We start from the raw sequence: 14,988 nt of genomic DNA on the forward strand, positions 1-14,988 counted from the left end.
CCAATACCTTCGTGATAGCGGCGGTCAACGTGGTCTTGCCGTGGTCAACGTGACCTATCGTGCCGATGTTTACATGCGGTTTGTTACGCTCGAATTTAGCCTTCGCCATGATAACAGGCCCTCCTCATTCATTGCCTTTTGTTTTGTCTACCTGCACACAGTTATGTTGGGTGTTGCCGAAAAGAAATGGAGCCCACATCCGGACTCGAACCGGAGACCTCTTCCTTACCAAGGAAGTGCTCTACCTCCTGAGCTATGTGGGCGATAACTGGAGCGGGAAACGGGACTCGAACCCGCGACCCTCAGCTTGGAAGGCTGATGCTCTAGCCAACTGAGCTACTCCCGCGCTACCAGATGAAGATATTTGGAAACCACCCCAGCACAATCCTTACCAGTTCAAACGACCGCGGTCTCCTGGGTTCACATCCTGCTGCCGGCTTCCGATGATTGTATGGTGGAGGGAGGAGGATTCGAACCTCCGAAGTCTACGACGACAGATTTACAGTCTGTTCCCTTTGGCCGCTCGGGAATCCCTCCAGGGAGAATGATGCTAAAGCCGAATTCATTCTGTCTTCGCTGGAGCTGGCGATGGGACTCGAACCCGCAACCTGCTGATTACAAGTCAGCTGCTCTACCAATTGAGCTACGCCAGCACTTGTTTCATTAATCGCGAAACAGAATTTGTTTATTTAAAGAAAGACGCCGACAAAGTCAAGGTTTTTTTCTGATATGCAAAAATAAGTTTTTCAAAATCACCCCCCGCAAGGGTGCCGTGCCCGGGGGTCACACCGAATAAGCAGCTGATAACACAGGAGCAAGCGCAGTTTTCATCTTTTTCAATGCCGCTTCCTCTATCTGGCGCACCCGCTCTCGGGAGATGGAGAAATGGGTGGCGATTTCCTGAAGGGTCAGGGGCTCATCGGCGCTGATCCGTTTTTCCACGATAAAGCGCTCCTTCTCGTTCAGCCCCGCCACGACGCGCGCCACCTGGCGATGGAGCTGCTGGCTCTCCTGGAACTCGGACAAGGCTTCTTCCTGATTTTGCCGGTCGTCCGCCAGATTTTCCAACAGGGTGAAGCCATCGCCCCCGGGAATCTCGGCATCCAGGGATGCCTCTCCGTGGAGGCGCTGTTCCATCTCCGCGACCTCCTGATCGCTCACATTGAGCGACAGGGCTGTGGCGTGAAGATCGTCCTCACCATTGCCCAACCTGCGGATGGCGTCCTTGGCCTCCCGCAATTTGAAGAACAGTTTGCGCTGCGCCTGGGTGGTGCCGATCTTGAGGAGGCTCCAGGCGGAGACGATATGATTCTGTATATAGGCCCGTATCCACCAGACCGCATAGGAGATCAGACGGATTCCCTTATAGGGGTTAAACTTGCGCACCGCCATCATCAGGCCGATATTGCCCTCCTGAATCAGGTCGAGCATCTTCATGCCGTAATGGCGGTATTCGGCGGCAACCTTGACCACGAAACGCAGGTTTGCAGTGATCAGCGAATGGGCCGCTTCCAGATCCTTTTCTTCAAAAAACTTCACCGCAAAGCGGTGTTCCTCGTCCTCCGAAAGAAGGGGGACCTTTCTGATCTCCGAAAGATACAGGGTCAAACTGTCGGCTACAACCGGAAGTCGTGTAACCATATGGATTCTCCTGGAAGGGAAATTGATGGCGTTCCAGGGAGAGCGTTAGCACTCTCCTCGCCTGACTGCTAAATACTATCATCCGCCCGGTAAAAATGCAAGACCTTCGCCCAAAGGGAATAATCCCAGAGGTTTCAACCATATAAGGCCGGATAGCCGCACTGCTTTCCGGCAGATGCGCGGAGCCTGCCGCCCGTGCAACTGCTTACATATTGACCTCATGCGGATATTGGAGTAATTTGGTGTACATCCTTGCATTTAAAGAGACCTTATTATGCCCCGCCCATCATGGGACCAGTATTTCATGGACATCACACGCCTGGTCGCAACACGTTCCACGTGCCTGCGCCGACAGGTCGGGGCGGTACTTGTCAAAGACCGCAACATCCTTGCCACAGGCTACAACGGCGTTCCTTCCGGCATCAGCCACTGTGAAGCCACCGGCTGTCTGCGGGAACGGCTTCGCGTTCCTTCCGGCGAACGCCACGAGCTGTGCCGTGGCCTGCACGCCGAACAAAACGCCATCATTCAGGCTGCACGCCACGGCACCAATATCGACGGCGCCACCCTCTACTGCACCACCATGCCCTGTATCATCTGCACCAAGATGATCATCAACGCAGGCATACGCTCCATCGTCTACAGCGATGGGTATGCCGACGAACTTGCTCGGGAAATGACCACCGAAAGCGGCCTGAACGTGGTACAATTTATCGGCGACACCGGAGGTTCCTGACCGTGAAATGCCCTTTTTGCAGCCATCCCGACAGCAAGGTTGTGGACTCGCGCCCCGACAAAGGAGGATCCGCCATCAGACGTCGGCGGGAGTGCGAGGGGTGCGCCAAGCGTTTCACCACCCACGAGCGCATTGAAGAGATGCTCCCGCTGGTATGCAAAAAGGATGGGCGCCGCGAGCCGTTCGACCGGATGAAGATCGTCTCCGGCATCAAAAAGGCTTGTGAAAAGCGTCCCATATCCATCGACGAAATAGAACGCCTGGTGGACCGGCTGGAAAGCAAGATGCAGGAGTCTTCCGAGCGGGAAATATCCACGACGGCTATCGGTGAGTGGCTCATGAAGGAGTTGCACGGCATGGATGAGGTGGCCTATGTCCGTTTTGCCTCCGTCTACCGGTCGTTCCGTGACATTGGAGAGTTCATGCAGGAGTTACAGGAGCTGCTCAAAAAATGAGTGAACAGGACCAACGCCATATGAAACGGGCTCTCGCCCTGGCCCGCAAGGGGGTCGGCAAAACATCGCCCAACCCAGCGGTGGGATGCGTCGTTGTCAAGGACGGGCGCGTCGTCGGCGAGGGGTGGCACCAAAAGGCCGGTCTGCCCCATGCCGAAGTTAACGCGCTTTCCATGGCCGGTTCCGAGGCCCAGGGTGCCGATGTCTTTGTCACGTTGGAGCCCTGCAGCCATACCGGTCGCACGCCCCCCTGCGCCAAGGCCCTGATCGCCGCCGGCGTGCGGCGGGTGGTTGCCGGCATGGTTGACCCCAATCCCCAGGTGGCGGGCAAAGGATTCGCTCTGCTGCGCAAGGCCGGCATCATCGTGGAACACGGCGTCATGGAGGCGGAGTGCCGGGCCATCAACCGCCCCTTCATCAAGCACGTCACCACCGGCCTCCCCTATGTGACCTACAAGTGCGCCATGACTCTTGACGGCAACATCGCGACCGTTACCGGCGAATCCCAGTGGATCAGTTGCCTGGATTCGCGGCGCTATACCCACCGGTTGCGGGCGGCCCACGACGCCATCATGGTGGGCGTGGATACGATCATCGCCGACAATCCCCACTTGACGGTCCGCCATGTAAAGGGGCGCAGCCCCCTGCGGATCATCCTGGATACCCGGCTGCGGACCCCGGAGAGCGTCACCGTGCTCAGCGAGAGCATGGCCCACGGCACCATTATCGCCACCACCGAAAGCAATCCCCGGGTGCATCTGCGCTACACCCAACAGGGGGCCACCGTCATCGTCTGCGACGAATACGACGGCCGGGTTTCCATGGTGGATCTACTGCAGAAACTCGGCAAGCGGGGAATACAGTCCATCCTCCTCGAGGGGGGAAGCAGGCTGGCGGGCGAGATGCTGCAAAACAACGCCATCGACGAGTTCATCTTTTTCCTGGCGCCCAAGATCATCGGCTCCGACGGATTTGCGCCCTTCACCCTGCGCGGAATCACCAGCATGGACCAGGCGATCAAGCTGCAATTCGGCCAGATCGCCCATAGCGGCCAGGACATCATCGTCCACGCCTGGCCGGCGGAGGCAGCATGTTCACCGGCCTGATCGAAGACATGGGCACGGTGACCTCCTTCAGGCGCAGTGACAAGGCGGCCGTGCTCGGCATCGCAACCGCCCTGCCCGCCCACGAGATCGCCCTGGGCGACTCGGTGGCGGTCAACGGCATCTGCCTGACGGTCACCAGCATCTCCGGTACGGTCCTGACCTTCGACGTCTCACCGGAGACCATCTCCAAGAGCACCTTCGAAGCGTTGAAAACGGGCGACAAGGTCAACCTGGAGCGGGCCCTGCGCATGGGTGACCGCCTGGGGGGGCATATGGTAACCGGGCATGTGGATTGCTGCGGCACGCTGGCAAGGATTGAGCGGGCTTCCGGCTATCATGTCCTGACCTTCACCCTCCCGGTTGGATTCGCCCGTTACCTGGTCAAAAAGGGGTCGGTGGCCATAAACGGGATCAGCCTGACCGTAAACGAGGTGAGCGGCGACGGGTTTACCGTCACCGTAATCCCCCACTCCTTTGCCAAAACCACCTTGGCGGGCCTGGCGCCGGGAGGCAGCGTGAACATCGAGACCGATATCCTGGGGAAATATATCGAGCGCTTGGCCCAGCCCTGGAAGGACGGCGCCGGATTAAACATGAAGACGTTGGCGGAAAATGGATTTTTGTAAGCAGAAAGGAATAGTGTTCACATGTCGATAGCAACCATAGAAGAAGCGATAGAGGATATCCGGCAGGGAAAGATGGTCATCCTGGCCGATGACGAGGATCGGGAGAATGAGGGCGACCTGACCATGGCGGCCGAGGCGGTCACGCCGGAGGCGATAAATTTCATGGCCAAATACGGCCGCGGCCTGATCTGTCTGACCATGACGGGCGAGAAGTGCGACGAACTCGGTCTGCGCCCCATGGTGCGCGACAACACCTCCCCCTTTGAAACCGCGTTCACCATCTCCATCGAGGCAAAACACGGGGTCACCACCGGCATCTCGGCCGCCGACCGGGCCCACACCGTCCTGACCGCCGTTGCCGACAAGGCGACCTCGAATGACCTGGTCAGCCCGGGCCACATCTTCCCCCTGCGCGCCCGCAAGGGTGGCGTCCTGGTCCGGTCGGGACAGACCGAGGGCTCTGTGGATCTGGCGCGTTTAGCGGGGCTCCGGCCTGCCGGGGTCATCTGCGAGATCATGAACGACGACGGTACCATGTCGCGCATGCCGGAACTAAAAAAATTCGCACAAGAACACGATATCAAGATTTGCACCGTTGCCGATCTGGTCGCCTACCGGTTGCGGCACGAACGTCTCGTGCGCACCGTGGCCGAGGCCCATCTCCCGTCGGTGTACGGCGGCGAGTGGAAGGCCATCGCCTTTGAAAATGATGTGGACCATCTGGATCACATCGCCTTGGTCAAGGGGGAGTTTGCCAAAGGGGAATCCATCCTGGTCAGGGTGCATTCCGAATGTCTGACCGGCGATGTCCTCGGGAGCAAACGCTGTGACTGCGGGGAGCAGCTGCACCGTGCCATGGAGATGATCGAACGGGAGGGTAAAGGGGTCATCCTCTACATGCGCCAGGAAGGGCGAGGCATCGGTCTGATCAACAAGCTCCGCGCCTATGAACTCCAGGATCGGGGCCGCGACACGGTGGAAGCCAATCTGGAGTTGGGTTTCAAGGCCGATCTGCGCGATTACGGCATCGGAGCCCAGATTCTGCTTACCCTGGGCATCACCAAGATTCGCCTCCTGACCAACAACCCCAAAAAACTCATCGGCTTGCAGGGCTACGGGATCGATATCGTCGATCGGGTCGCCATAGAGGCCGTCCCCAATGAGAGCAACCGCAAGTACCTCAAGACCAAACAGGCAAAGATGGGCCACCTGCTGAAAAACCTCTGACCCCGGCGCCCACGTCGGCCTGTTTCCCGCTCCATTACCAATGCAAAGGGGGGCAGCTTATACACAAGCTGCCCCCCCCTTTTTGTCGTCCCTTTGACTGCCGGCATGACGCCGTACGGCGGCGTTGTTACCGCACCAGACGCGACACCGGCACCAGGGTGATCCCCTGCCCGGCCAGGGGCGGCAGCGCCTCGGCCAGGGTGGCGATGGTTGCCGGGTGCGGGTGGCATATGGCGATGGCGGCGCCGTTTCGCTTTGCCAGCCGCACCGCTTGGGCAAGTTGCCCGCGGATGTAGGCACCGTCCTGCTCGTTATCCAGAAACACGTTCCGTTTGCCCGCCTTCACCCCCATCTCGCGCGCCAGGCGCAGCCCCACCGTCCGGGGCGTCGTCACGCTGTCCACAAAGAACAACCCCCTCCCCTTCAGCACCCCCAGCACCGCCCTCATCTTGTCCTCGTGCTCGGTGAACTCGGAGCCCATGTGGTTGTTCACCCCCAGGGCCCGGGGGATGCGGAGCGCATAGTCGCCCATATGCTCGCGGATGGCGGCCTCGTCCATGGCGAGCAGGAGCCCGTTGGCCTCCAGCCTGCGCTGGGGCCATCCCTTGGACTGCATGGGGATGTGGATCATGGTCTCGATGCCGCTTTGGGCGGCGAAGTCCGCCACCTCCCGGTCGTGGCGCAGGCCGGGAATAATGGAGAAGGTCACGGGGAGGCCGATGTCCGCCAGGGCGCGGGCCTCCTGCAGGCTACTCCCCATATCGTCGATGATGACGGCCAGGTGCCCATGGGCGCCATCCTTCCGCCCTGTGGCCGGCTTTTCTTCCTCTTCTTCGTTGGCGGCGGTTTCCTTCGGATACTCTTTATGGGCCGGTCCAGCTGCCGCGGGCGCCGGCGGAACCGGTTCCACGGGCCGCCGGGCATTCTGTTCTGGAGCGGGCGGCGGACTTACGACATGGGGGGGAGGAACGGGAGGAGGGGCGTTACCCCGGGGGGCGTTCAGCAGATAGAGGCCAACGGCAAGTACGATGACCACCACAACAGCCAGGGCGGCGATACGGCTGCCGCCCTGTTTCTGTTTATATCTATTGTTTCTTGGTTTGTTCACCGTAGTGTTGCGGGACGTGAGCCCGCCCGGGGGCGCCGGTTTCCCGCGCGCACCCGGGCAGGCGACCTACTTGCCCGGCCCCATGGTTTTCAGGATGTCCCACCCTTTGAGAAGGTCAAGGGCGCGCATGGCCTGATAGTCGTTCTTCAAGGCGTCGTCGATCTTCTGCTGGGCGCTCTTTTCCTTTTTGACGTCCTTTTTGGTGCTGCCCTGGTCGGCCTTATCCTCGTTTTCGAAATGGTGCTCCAAATCCTTCTCGCGGATATGCATGAACTCCTTCTTCTCCGCGGTTTCCTTGGGCAGTTCCAGGCGCTCGACCGTGATGTCGGGGGTTATGCCCTTGGCCTGAATGGAACGGCCTTTGGGCGTGTAGTAACGGGCCGTGGTGAGGCGCAGGCCGGAATCGTCCGAGAGCGGAATGATAGTCTGGACCGAGCCCTTGCCGAAACTCTGGGTCCCCATGATAATGGCCCGTTTGTGGTCCTGCAGCGCTCCGGCCACGATCTCGGAAGCGCTTGCGCTGCCGCCGTTGATCAGCACGACAATCGCGTAGTTCGGCTCCTTGCCGCCCTTTTTGGCCGTGAATTGCATCTTGGAATCCTTTTCACGTCCTTCGGTATACACAACCATCTGCCCTTCGGCGATAAAGTGGTCTACCACCCGCACCGCCTGATCCAGGAGCCCGCCGGGATCGTTGCGCAGGTCGAGGACCAGCCCCTTGAGGTCGCCTTTGTTTTCATCCTTGAGGGATTTAAGGGCTTTGGTGAGGTCTTCGTCGGTCTTTTCCTGGAACTGGGCGATGCGCACATACCCGTAGCCATCGTCCAGCAGGCGGGAACGGACGCTCTTCACCTGGATCACGTCACGCACCAGGGTAAAGTCCTGCGGTTTTTCGAAACCGTCCCGCATAATGGTCAAAATGACCTTGGTCCCCTTGGGACCGCGCATCCGCTTGACCGCTTCGTTGATATTCAGGTCCTTGGTAAATTTGTCGTCGATCTTGAGAATTTGGTCGCCGGCCTTGATCCCGGCCTTGAAAGCGGGCGTATCTTCGATGGGCGAAATGACGGTCAGGATGCCGTCCTTGGTTGAGATCTCGATTCCCAGCCCGCCGAAGGCCCCCTTGGTATCGATCTTCATCTCCTTATAGGTCTCGGGGGACATAAAGGAACTGTGGGGGTCGAGGGACGAGAGCATGCCGTTGATCGCGCCGTAGATGAGCTTTTTGGTATCGACCTCGTCCACGTAACTCTTCTTGATGATCGCCATGACATCCGTAAAGAGTTCGATCGACTCGTAATCGCTCCCCTTGCCCTCGGCCGCCGCGTGCCGCTGCGAGCTGATGCCGATGAAAACAACGAGGACAGCTACCACGAGTGCAAAGCCGACCACCACCTTCTTCTTTTTCCTGCCGATTGTGAACATCTTCTGCCTCCGTTTGTATTGAACAGCGTTAGGATATCTAAGGTAGAGTTACCGCACCCAGCCGGCCGGGTCCACCGGCTTGCCCTGGTGCCTTATTTCGAAGTACAGCATCGGCCCCTTGGCGGAATCCACATCCCCCACCGTGGCCAGCGTCTCGTTTTTGCCAACCTCGGCGCCCACCTTCTTCGTTATCTTCGCGGCGTGGGCGTAGAGGCTGAAATAGCCGCCGCCATGATCGACAATGATCATGTTGCCGTACCCCTTGAAGTAGTCGGCGAAGATAACACTGCCATCGTAGATCGCCTTGATCTCCGTACCGGCGCCGGCAGCGATGGAGAGCCCTTTGCTGAAGGTATAGGAATTGAATTCCGGGTGTTTGTGTTTGCCGTACGTTTCGATGATATCGCCCCGAACCGGCAGCGCCATGCGCCCCTTCTGGGAGGCAAACCCCCGATCGGGCACCGGCGGAAGTTCCGGGAGCGGCTTGAGCTTGCTCCCCGGCTTTTCGTGCCGGGATGAAAGTTTTTTCCGGCTCAGCGCCTCAAGACGATTCAGCATGGTCTGCAAACGGGATGCGTTGGCCTGCAGTTCCTTGAGCGACGATTCGTACCCCTTGCGGTCCTGGCGCACCTTGATCAGATACGCAAACTTCTTGTTCTTTTCCTGTTCGATCTCGCGTTTTTTAGAGGCGATGCCGCTCTTGATGCGCTCCTTCCTGGTCATGTCCTGCTCCAGGGAGGCTTTCAGCTGGCGCAATTCCTCAATCTTTGTAGTATACTCTGCAAATATTTTTTTGTCATTCTCCAGAATGGAGCGCATGTAACGGACATTCTCCACCATCTGGGGAAACGACTCGGCGGAGAAGAACATGCGCAGCGCGCCCAGTTCGCCCGCCTTGTAGAGCGAAACGAGGCGGCGTTCGATCTCCCGCTTCTTCCGGTTGGTCTCTTCCGTAACCAGGGCAATGGTGCGCCCGGTGCGGTCAAGATTCGATTCCACGTTCCGCAGGTCGCGGTCGAGGCTTCCCAGGTCGTTCATCTTCCGTTCCAGGGAACGGTCGATCTCCTGGAGTTCCGTAGAGACGACCGCTTCGACCTTGCGGGTCTTGGTGATGAGTTGCCTCTTCGCCTTGATCTCCCGCTTGACCCCCTTCAGTTCATCCTTGGGGCTGTCGCCCCAGCCAGGGGAAGCCGCCACAAGCATCAGCAGTATGCACAGCAATCGCATCATTGATTTAGACGGTAATAAAACGTTTGAGAGACGTGAGGCTGCCGACAAAACCGAGCAGAATACCGGCCACGGCAAGAGCCCCCACATACTCGATCGGGAGAAAGGCCAGCCCGGTGGCAGCCGGATTGAAGGTCAGAAAACTTCCCGCATTGTGGAGAAACCCCTCGTACAATCCCCACAGCAGGCCGACCGCAAGCGCCGCGCCCGCCCCCCCCTGGATGATCCCTTCGATGAGAAAAGGGGCCTTGATGAAGAACCGCGTGGCGCCCACCAGTGCCATAACTTCCAGTTCGTCACGGCGGGAATAAATGGTCAGCTTGATGGTGTTGGAAACGATAAACACCACCGCGACCACCAGAAAACCGCCCAACAGCGCCCCGAGCATCCGCATGAAGTTCAGGAAGGTATTGAAACGCCGGACCCACTCCTCGCCGTACTGCACCTCGGTGATGCCCGGAATACCCTTCAGGGAGGCAACAAACGTCTCGACCCCCTGGGTATCCCGGTTCGCCCGTTTGAGGGAGATCTCGAAGGAGGTGGGCAGGATGTCGGACCTGACCCCCTCAAGCAGTGTCTCCTGCCCCCGGAGTCTGCCGACAAAGCGTTTGAACGCCTCGTCCCGGGACACGTAGCCGATACGGGACACACCGCCCAGGGCCATGATTTTGCCGCGCAGCGCCGTCTGTTCCTGGGTGCTCAACTCGCGGTCGAAATAAACCGTCACCTGCACCCGCTCGCTCCAGTTCTCCGCGGCATTTTCCAGGTTGACAAACACCAGGAGAAACAGTGAAACGATCAGGAGCGCCAGGGTGATCGTGCCCACCGTCACCACATTGACAAAGACATTCTGCCGGATGTTGGTCAAGGCGCGGGTGAAATAATAGCCGAGCCGGCCGCCGAACCCTTCGCCGGCAAGATTGGGGCGTATGTTAGGCTGATTCGCCGGGGGTACTTTCTTTTTCCACCTGTTCAACGATCTCTCCCTTGCTGAGGGTTACCAGCCGTTTGTGGCAATTATCGATAAGCCGGCGGTCATGGGTGGCGACCACGACCGTCGTCCCCCGCACATTGGCTTCCTTGAAGATGTTAAGAATCTGGTTCTTGTTGGCGTCGTCGAGATTTCCGGTCGGTTCGTCCGCAACGAGAATCTTCGGGTCGTTCACCAGGGCCCGCGCCAGGGCCACCCGCTGCTGTTCCCCGCCGGAAAGGCGCTGGGGGGTCATGGCAATTTTGGACTCCATGCCCATCTGTTTCAGCACATGCATGACCTTTTTGCCGATATCCGCCCTCCCCCACCCCAACACCTCAAGGGTTATGGAGACGTTTTCGAAGACCGTCCGATTGGGGAGCAGCTTGAAGTCCTGAAACACCACCCCGACGCTGCGCCGAAGAAAAGGGATCTGGGACGGGGTCATGCGGGAGACATTCTGGCCGTCGATCAACACCTGCCCGCGAGTGGGGGTGAGAGCACCGTACAAAAGGCGCAGCAGCGTGGTCTTTCCCGCCCCGGACGGGCCGGTCAGGAAGACGAACTCCCCCTTTTCGATCCGCAGGTTGATACCGTTTAAGGCCGTGGCATCCTTTTGGTATGCCAGGAAAACATTATGTAGTTGGATCATTTCGAGTACCTGGAGCAAAGCTCAACAAAAACAGAATTTGGGGGCATTGGAGTTCCATCTGGAAACAATACGCGCTGCGCGGGATAGCGGAAGAGCATTCCGGAGCCATCAATACTCCCGATAAGGAATGCCATTGGTCCCCACCAGATCCGAGTTGCTATGGACATCATACACATTGCCCAGCGATATAGTAGTCCCAGTGCCACCACCGGACAAAGGCGTGCTCCCCCCGGAGCCAGCCTGTGAATCTGTGGGCGGGCTGGTGACCCAGTCATCCTTTTTGGTAAAGGGGTCCTTGGGGATGTCGCGCATATATTCATGCTTCTTATCCGTCAGGTCGCTGAGCGAGTCGGGATACTTCCCCTGATCGGCATAATACTGATCGATGACGCTGCGCAAATTGTGCAGGTTTTCGCGCAGCACCGCCTCCTTGGTCTTGATGATGCCCCACTGGTAGTTGGGCACGGCAATGGCCGCCAGGATGCCGATGATCGAGACCACGATCATCAGCTCGATCAGGGTAAAGCCGCGGCTGTCGTCCGGAAGGCCGCCTGGAGCCGGCCGGGTACGAAACCGCAGTGTGCAGCACTCACCACTCGTTGTATTTCGTCCCATCAATGGCCGTTCCCTCACTCTTTGAGTACACATCGTAGACATCTTCGCCGCCCCACGTGGTGGAATCCGACTTGTCGGCATAGGATCGCATGCCCCACTCAGGCTCTTTCCCCGGCTGGGGCGGATTCATCGGATCGGGCGGTATCCTGCGCAGAAACTTCTTCTTGGTCGAGTACAGGCCGCCGAAATCGTACCCATCCACCAATTGCTGCAACGTTTCCGGACACCCCGACTTATCCAGGGATTTGGGAATTTTCCCTTCCAGTTCGGCCTTTTTGTAGCTCCTCTGGAACTCGTCTATGGCGGTGCGGATGATGCGCAGATTGCGGTGCAATTCAATCTCGCGGGTTCTGACAGCGGTCATCTGCATCATCGGCATGATAACCGACGCCAGTATCGCCAGAATGGTCATCGTCACGATCAGCTCAACCAGGCTGACCCCGCGGCATGATATGAATCGGTTCGAGATCACGGCCGCAACGCTACAGTACGTCGACAGGTTTTACGAACGGCACCATCTCGAACGGCACGCCATCGGCAGAGGTGAAGTTCACCGTGCCGAATCCGAAATTTGTTTGCCCCTGTTTTTTCGCCTTGAAAACAAAACTTGCAAGCGTCCCGCCGCCGGAGACTCCACCGCTCCCGGCTGCCCGGGCCAGGGAGACCGTGACCGCTCCTCCCGCCGGGTCCACGGCCACCCCGAAGGTTATCGGCTTTCCATCCTGTTTCAGAAATGCCCCTTCCGTAGCCGAAACGAACTCGACGCTGCTCGGGTCGTAGGTGAGGGTAAACGGTGTGTGGGCTAGATTCTGCGCAAAACTGACCCTGGCATCGATACTGAACTGTTGACCGACGACTATGCCGCTTGGCGCCGCAATCTGAAGCAGCCCGCGGGTGGATGCCGCACCTTGGCCTGGCTGGGCAGGCGGGGCCTGTTCAGGGGCAAGAACCACCGACGGAGGCGCTGTCCCCCCTTTCGCGGGTGCCGTTGCGGGCACAGCTTGTTCGGCCTTCTCGGCCGCGATCCGCTCCTGATCGGCCGCCGCCTTTGCCAGACGCTCCTTTTCGGCCTGTTGCAGGGGAACCTGCCCATTCGCGGCAGACGCCTCCGGAGACGGTTTTTCCTGGCCGGCAATCTGCTGGGCAGGCGGGGCAGACGTCACCGATTCCTGGGGCACGGGTGCGGGAACAGGGGAACGACGTGGCGTGTTGACCCGGCCGCTTGGCCGCCGCACTGCATTTTTGTCGGCAAGTTCACGCAGCGTCTTATCCGTAACCACCTCGGCCTGGGAAGCGGGCGCAGTGCCATCCGTCGCAAAGACCGGTTCCTCTTCAAAAGCTGCCAGCGGCCGGGACAGGGAAGGATCGTCCTCCTTGCCGGACATGAATGCGGATAGGTCGATCTGGGGCACGGTCACGCCTCGTACCAACCGGGGGGTGATCGCCAGCACCAGTTCCGTCTTGGCTTTGCTGCCGTTGGAGTTGGAGAGGAGCGGCCCGATGAGCGGCAGGTCCCCCAGCAGGAACACCTTGCTCTTGCTGTCGCTGTTCGTGCGCGATATCAAGCCGCCGATGACACTGGTTTCGCCGTCTTTCAGGCTGAGCACGGTTTCAAGGTTGCGGGTGCCGATGGTGACGACCTTTGTGGCGCTGTCCGTACTGCCCACGGTTTCGGTGGAAAGGATCGAACTTACTTCGAGGGACAGCTTTATGGTAACTTCATTATTGAGCTGGATGGTCGGCTCGGCATTGACCTTGACCCCCACATCCACGTACTGGACGTTGACGCTGGTCGTGGAGTTGGTGGTGGTCGTAGTGGTGATCGGCACCCTTGTGCCGACCGTGAACTTGGACTTCTCCTTGTTTTTGACCCTGACCTTGGGGTTGGACAGGACCTCGCCCTTGGCCAGTGTCTTGCCGAAATTGTAGGTAGCGTTGGGCACGGTCACATAACCACCGTACCCCTTGATCGAAAAGGCGCGGATCAGGCTGCTGATGGTTGATGAAGAAGAGGTCGACGAGGTTGTCGATGCCGATGTTGTCGTTGCAAGGCTCGAAGAGAGCGCCGTGCCGTCCGGCGCAAAGCCCCCCAGCTGTACGTTGTAGGAATTCAGCAGAAGCCCCACGTTTTCCGTGTTCGTATCATTGAGCTCCACCACCTCCACATCAAGCACGACTTCAGGCTCGGGGACATCATGGGCGTCCAGGATCTTGTCCACCACGTCCACCACGTCCTTGGTGTCGCGGACAATGATTGAGTTGGCGTCTTCATTGACCTGGATCTTACGCACCTGCATCATGCCACGAATCAGGTTGATCGCCTTCTTGGCATCCAGATAGTTGAGGTGGAAGGTGCGCACCTCCATCTCCTCGTACTGCTTGATCTTGTCGGGCAGCTTGGGGTAGATGATCACCGTACTTTCGTTCAGCACCTTGCGTCCCAGCTTGAACATGTTGGTCAGAAGCTCCAGGGCCTGCTGAAAGGTCCCGTTTTCCATGTAGATGGTGATATTCTGGTCCTTCACCCCATCGTCGAACACAAAATTGATGCCGGAAAGCCGGGTGAGGATGCTGAACACATCCTTGATCTTGGCATCCTTGAACTTGAGCGTAATTGGTTTGCTTGATTTGAGGCTCAGTTCAAAGCCCTCCAGCTTGCTTTTGCGCATACCGGCAACACGCCGCAGAGCGGCCTGATACTCCTTGCTGTCGGGGCGCAACGACACCGCTTGGATAAAGGCGCGGCTGGCGTCCTTGAACTTGTTGGATTTTTCAAAGTCCACCCCTTCCTGAAAGGCAGTCTGGGCATCCTTCAGGCGGCCGGTCGTTTCAGCCTGCTGTTTGTACACAGCCTGGCCGGGGTCAAGTCCGTAGGCGCTCTGGAACGCTTCCAGTGCAGCGGCATAGTCCCCCCTGGCGCTTTGCTCAAGGCCATTTCTGTAATGCTTTTCGGCTGCCTTTTGACGAGCATTGAGAAAACGCACCCGGTATTCGCCAACCTCGGGTTCTTTGCGAAAGGCCTCTGCATAGCTGTACATGGCCTCTTCGTATCTGCCTTCGGTCTCGAATCTTTCGCCCGTACTGAAAGCCTGGCGCCCCCCCGTACAACCGGACAGCGAGACAACCGCACCAAGCAGGCAGAGTATGTTCAGATGAATCAGATAGCGCATCCGTAGCGTCTCCTCTGGAACTGTGTTCAA

The 14,988-nt window shown here is 58.7% G+C and carries 15 protein-coding genes and 4 tRNA genes; 5 read left to right on the plus strand and 14 right to left on the minus strand.

The genetic code is table 11. The annotated features are described in order from the left end of the window. The 6 genes from ET418_RS02830 to rpoH form a co-directional block, all read right to left on the minus strand. Positions 1–109: GTP-binding protein (locus tag ET418_RS02830; protein ID WP_149306083.1), on the minus strand; the 109-nt coding region annotated here is incomplete at its 3' end. Positions 110–187: 78 nt separating this feature from the next. Then, positions 188–263 (minus strand) — tRNA-Thr (locus tag ET418_RS02835). A 6-nt stretch (positions 264–269) separates the two neighbouring features. Then, a tRNA-Gly gene (locus ET418_RS02840) sits at positions 270–346 on the minus strand. Between the two features lie 106 nt (positions 347–452). Next, positions 453–537 (minus strand) — tRNA-Tyr (locus ET418_RS02845). A gap of 40 nt (positions 538–577) precedes the next feature. After that, positions 578–653: transfer RNA gene (locus tag ET418_RS02850), tRNA-Thr, on the minus strand. A gap of 130 nt (positions 654–783) precedes the next feature. After that, a complete protein-coding gene (gene rpoH / locus ET418_RS02855) occupies positions 784–1,641 on the minus strand; it encodes an RNA polymerase sigma factor RpoH (protein WP_149306084.1) in 858 nt (285 codons plus the stop codon). A gap of 274 nt (positions 1,642–1,915) precedes the next feature. Between rpoH and ET418_RS02860 the strand changes: the two genes are divergently transcribed. From ET418_RS02860 to ET418_RS02880, 5 genes are read left to right on the plus strand one after another with little or no spacing between them, the layout of a single operon-like run. Further along, positions 1,916–2,377: a deoxycytidylate deaminase gene (locus tag ET418_RS02860; RefSeq protein ID WP_149306085.1), complete on the plus strand. Its 462-nt coding sequence runs from the start codon at positions 1,916–1,918 to the stop codon at positions 2,375–2,377. 2 nt (positions 2,378–2,379) lie between these two features. Further along, positions 2,380–2,832 (plus strand): transcriptional regulator NrdR, encoded by a 453-nt coding sequence (gene nrdR, locus ET418_RS02865; RefSeq protein ID WP_149306086.1) that lies wholly within the window; start codon positions 2,380–2,382, stop codon positions 2,830–2,832. Then, entirely contained in the window at positions 2,829–3,938 is a 1,110-nt protein-coding gene (ribD, locus tag ET418_RS02870; RefSeq protein WP_149306087.1) for a bifunctional diaminohydroxyphosphoribosylaminopyrimidine deaminase/5-amino-6-(5-phosphoribosylamino)uracil reductase RibD, read from the plus strand. The genes nrdR and ribD overlap by 4 nt, the downstream gene beginning before the upstream one ends. Next, the gene (locus ET418_RS02875) at positions 3,923–4,564 is read left to right on the plus strand and encodes a riboflavin synthase (protein WP_149306088.1); all 642 of its coding nucleotides are present in this window, start codon (positions 3,923–3,925) and stop codon (positions 4,562–4,564) included. The genes ribD and ET418_RS02875 overlap by 16 nt, the downstream gene beginning before the upstream one ends. 21 nt (positions 4,565–4,585) lie before the next feature. After that, positions 4,586–5,791, plus strand: coding sequence for a bifunctional 3,4-dihydroxy-2-butanone-4-phosphate synthase/GTP cyclohydrolase II (locus ET418_RS02880; RefSeq protein WP_149306089.1), 1,206 nt, complete (start codon positions 4,586–4,588; stop codon positions 5,789–5,791). 127 nt (positions 5,792–5,918) lie between these two features. Here the strand turns inward: ET418_RS02880 and ET418_RS18365 are convergent, their stop codons facing one another. From ET418_RS18365 to ET418_RS02920, 8 genes are all read right to left on the minus strand, one after another. Next, entirely contained in the window at positions 5,919–6,899 is a 981-nt protein-coding gene (locus ET418_RS18365) for a divergent polysaccharide deacetylase family protein (RefSeq protein WP_246152926.1), read from the minus strand. 66 nt (positions 6,900–6,965) lie between these two features. Continuing rightward, the gene (locus tag ET418_RS02890; protein WP_149306090.1) at positions 6,966–8,324 is read right to left on the minus strand and encodes a S41 family peptidase; all 1,359 of its coding nucleotides are present in this window, start codon (positions 8,322–8,324) and stop codon (positions 6,966–6,968) included. Positions 8,325–8,372: 48 nt separating this feature from the next. After that, positions 8,373–9,551, minus strand: a complete 1,179-nt coding sequence (locus tag ET418_RS02895) for a murein hydrolase activator EnvC family protein (RefSeq protein WP_149306479.1) — start codon at positions 9,549–9,551, stop codon at positions 8,373–8,375. Positions 9,552–9,558: 7 nt separating this feature from the next. Next, a complete protein-coding gene (gene ftsX, locus ET418_RS02900; protein ID WP_149306091.1) occupies positions 9,559–10,527 on the minus strand; it encodes a permease-like cell division protein FtsX in 969 nt (322 codons plus the stop codon). Then, positions 10,484–11,173, minus strand: coding sequence for a cell division ATP-binding protein FtsE (ftsE, locus tag ET418_RS02905; protein ID WP_149306092.1), 690 nt, complete (start codon positions 11,171–11,173; stop codon positions 10,484–10,486). The genes ftsX and ftsE overlap by 44 nt, the downstream gene beginning before the upstream one ends. A 108-nt stretch (positions 11,174–11,281) precedes the next feature. Further along, positions 11,282–11,680, minus strand: coding sequence for a type IV pilin protein (locus ET418_RS02910; protein ID WP_246152942.1), 399 nt, complete (start codon positions 11,678–11,680; stop codon positions 11,282–11,284). 82 nt (positions 11,681–11,762) lie between these two features. Then, the gene (locus ET418_RS02915; RefSeq protein ID WP_275095497.1) at positions 11,763–12,257 is read right to left on the minus strand and encodes a type II secretion system protein; all 495 of its coding nucleotides are present in this window, start codon (positions 12,255–12,257) and stop codon (positions 11,763–11,765) included. Positions 12,258–12,270: 13 nt separating this feature from the next. Next, positions 12,271–14,958: a cohesin domain-containing protein gene (locus ET418_RS02920; RefSeq protein ID WP_149306094.1), complete on the minus strand. Its 2,688-nt coding sequence runs from the start codon at positions 14,956–14,958 to the stop codon at positions 12,271–12,273. Between the last annotated feature and the right edge of the window lie 30 nt (positions 14,959–14,988).

It is taken from the genome of Oryzomonas rubra (assembly GCF_008369015.1).
In the GTDB taxonomy this organism is placed as follows: domain Bacteria; phylum Desulfobacterota; class Desulfuromonadia; order Geobacterales; family Pseudopelobacteraceae; genus Oryzomonas; species Oryzomonas japonica.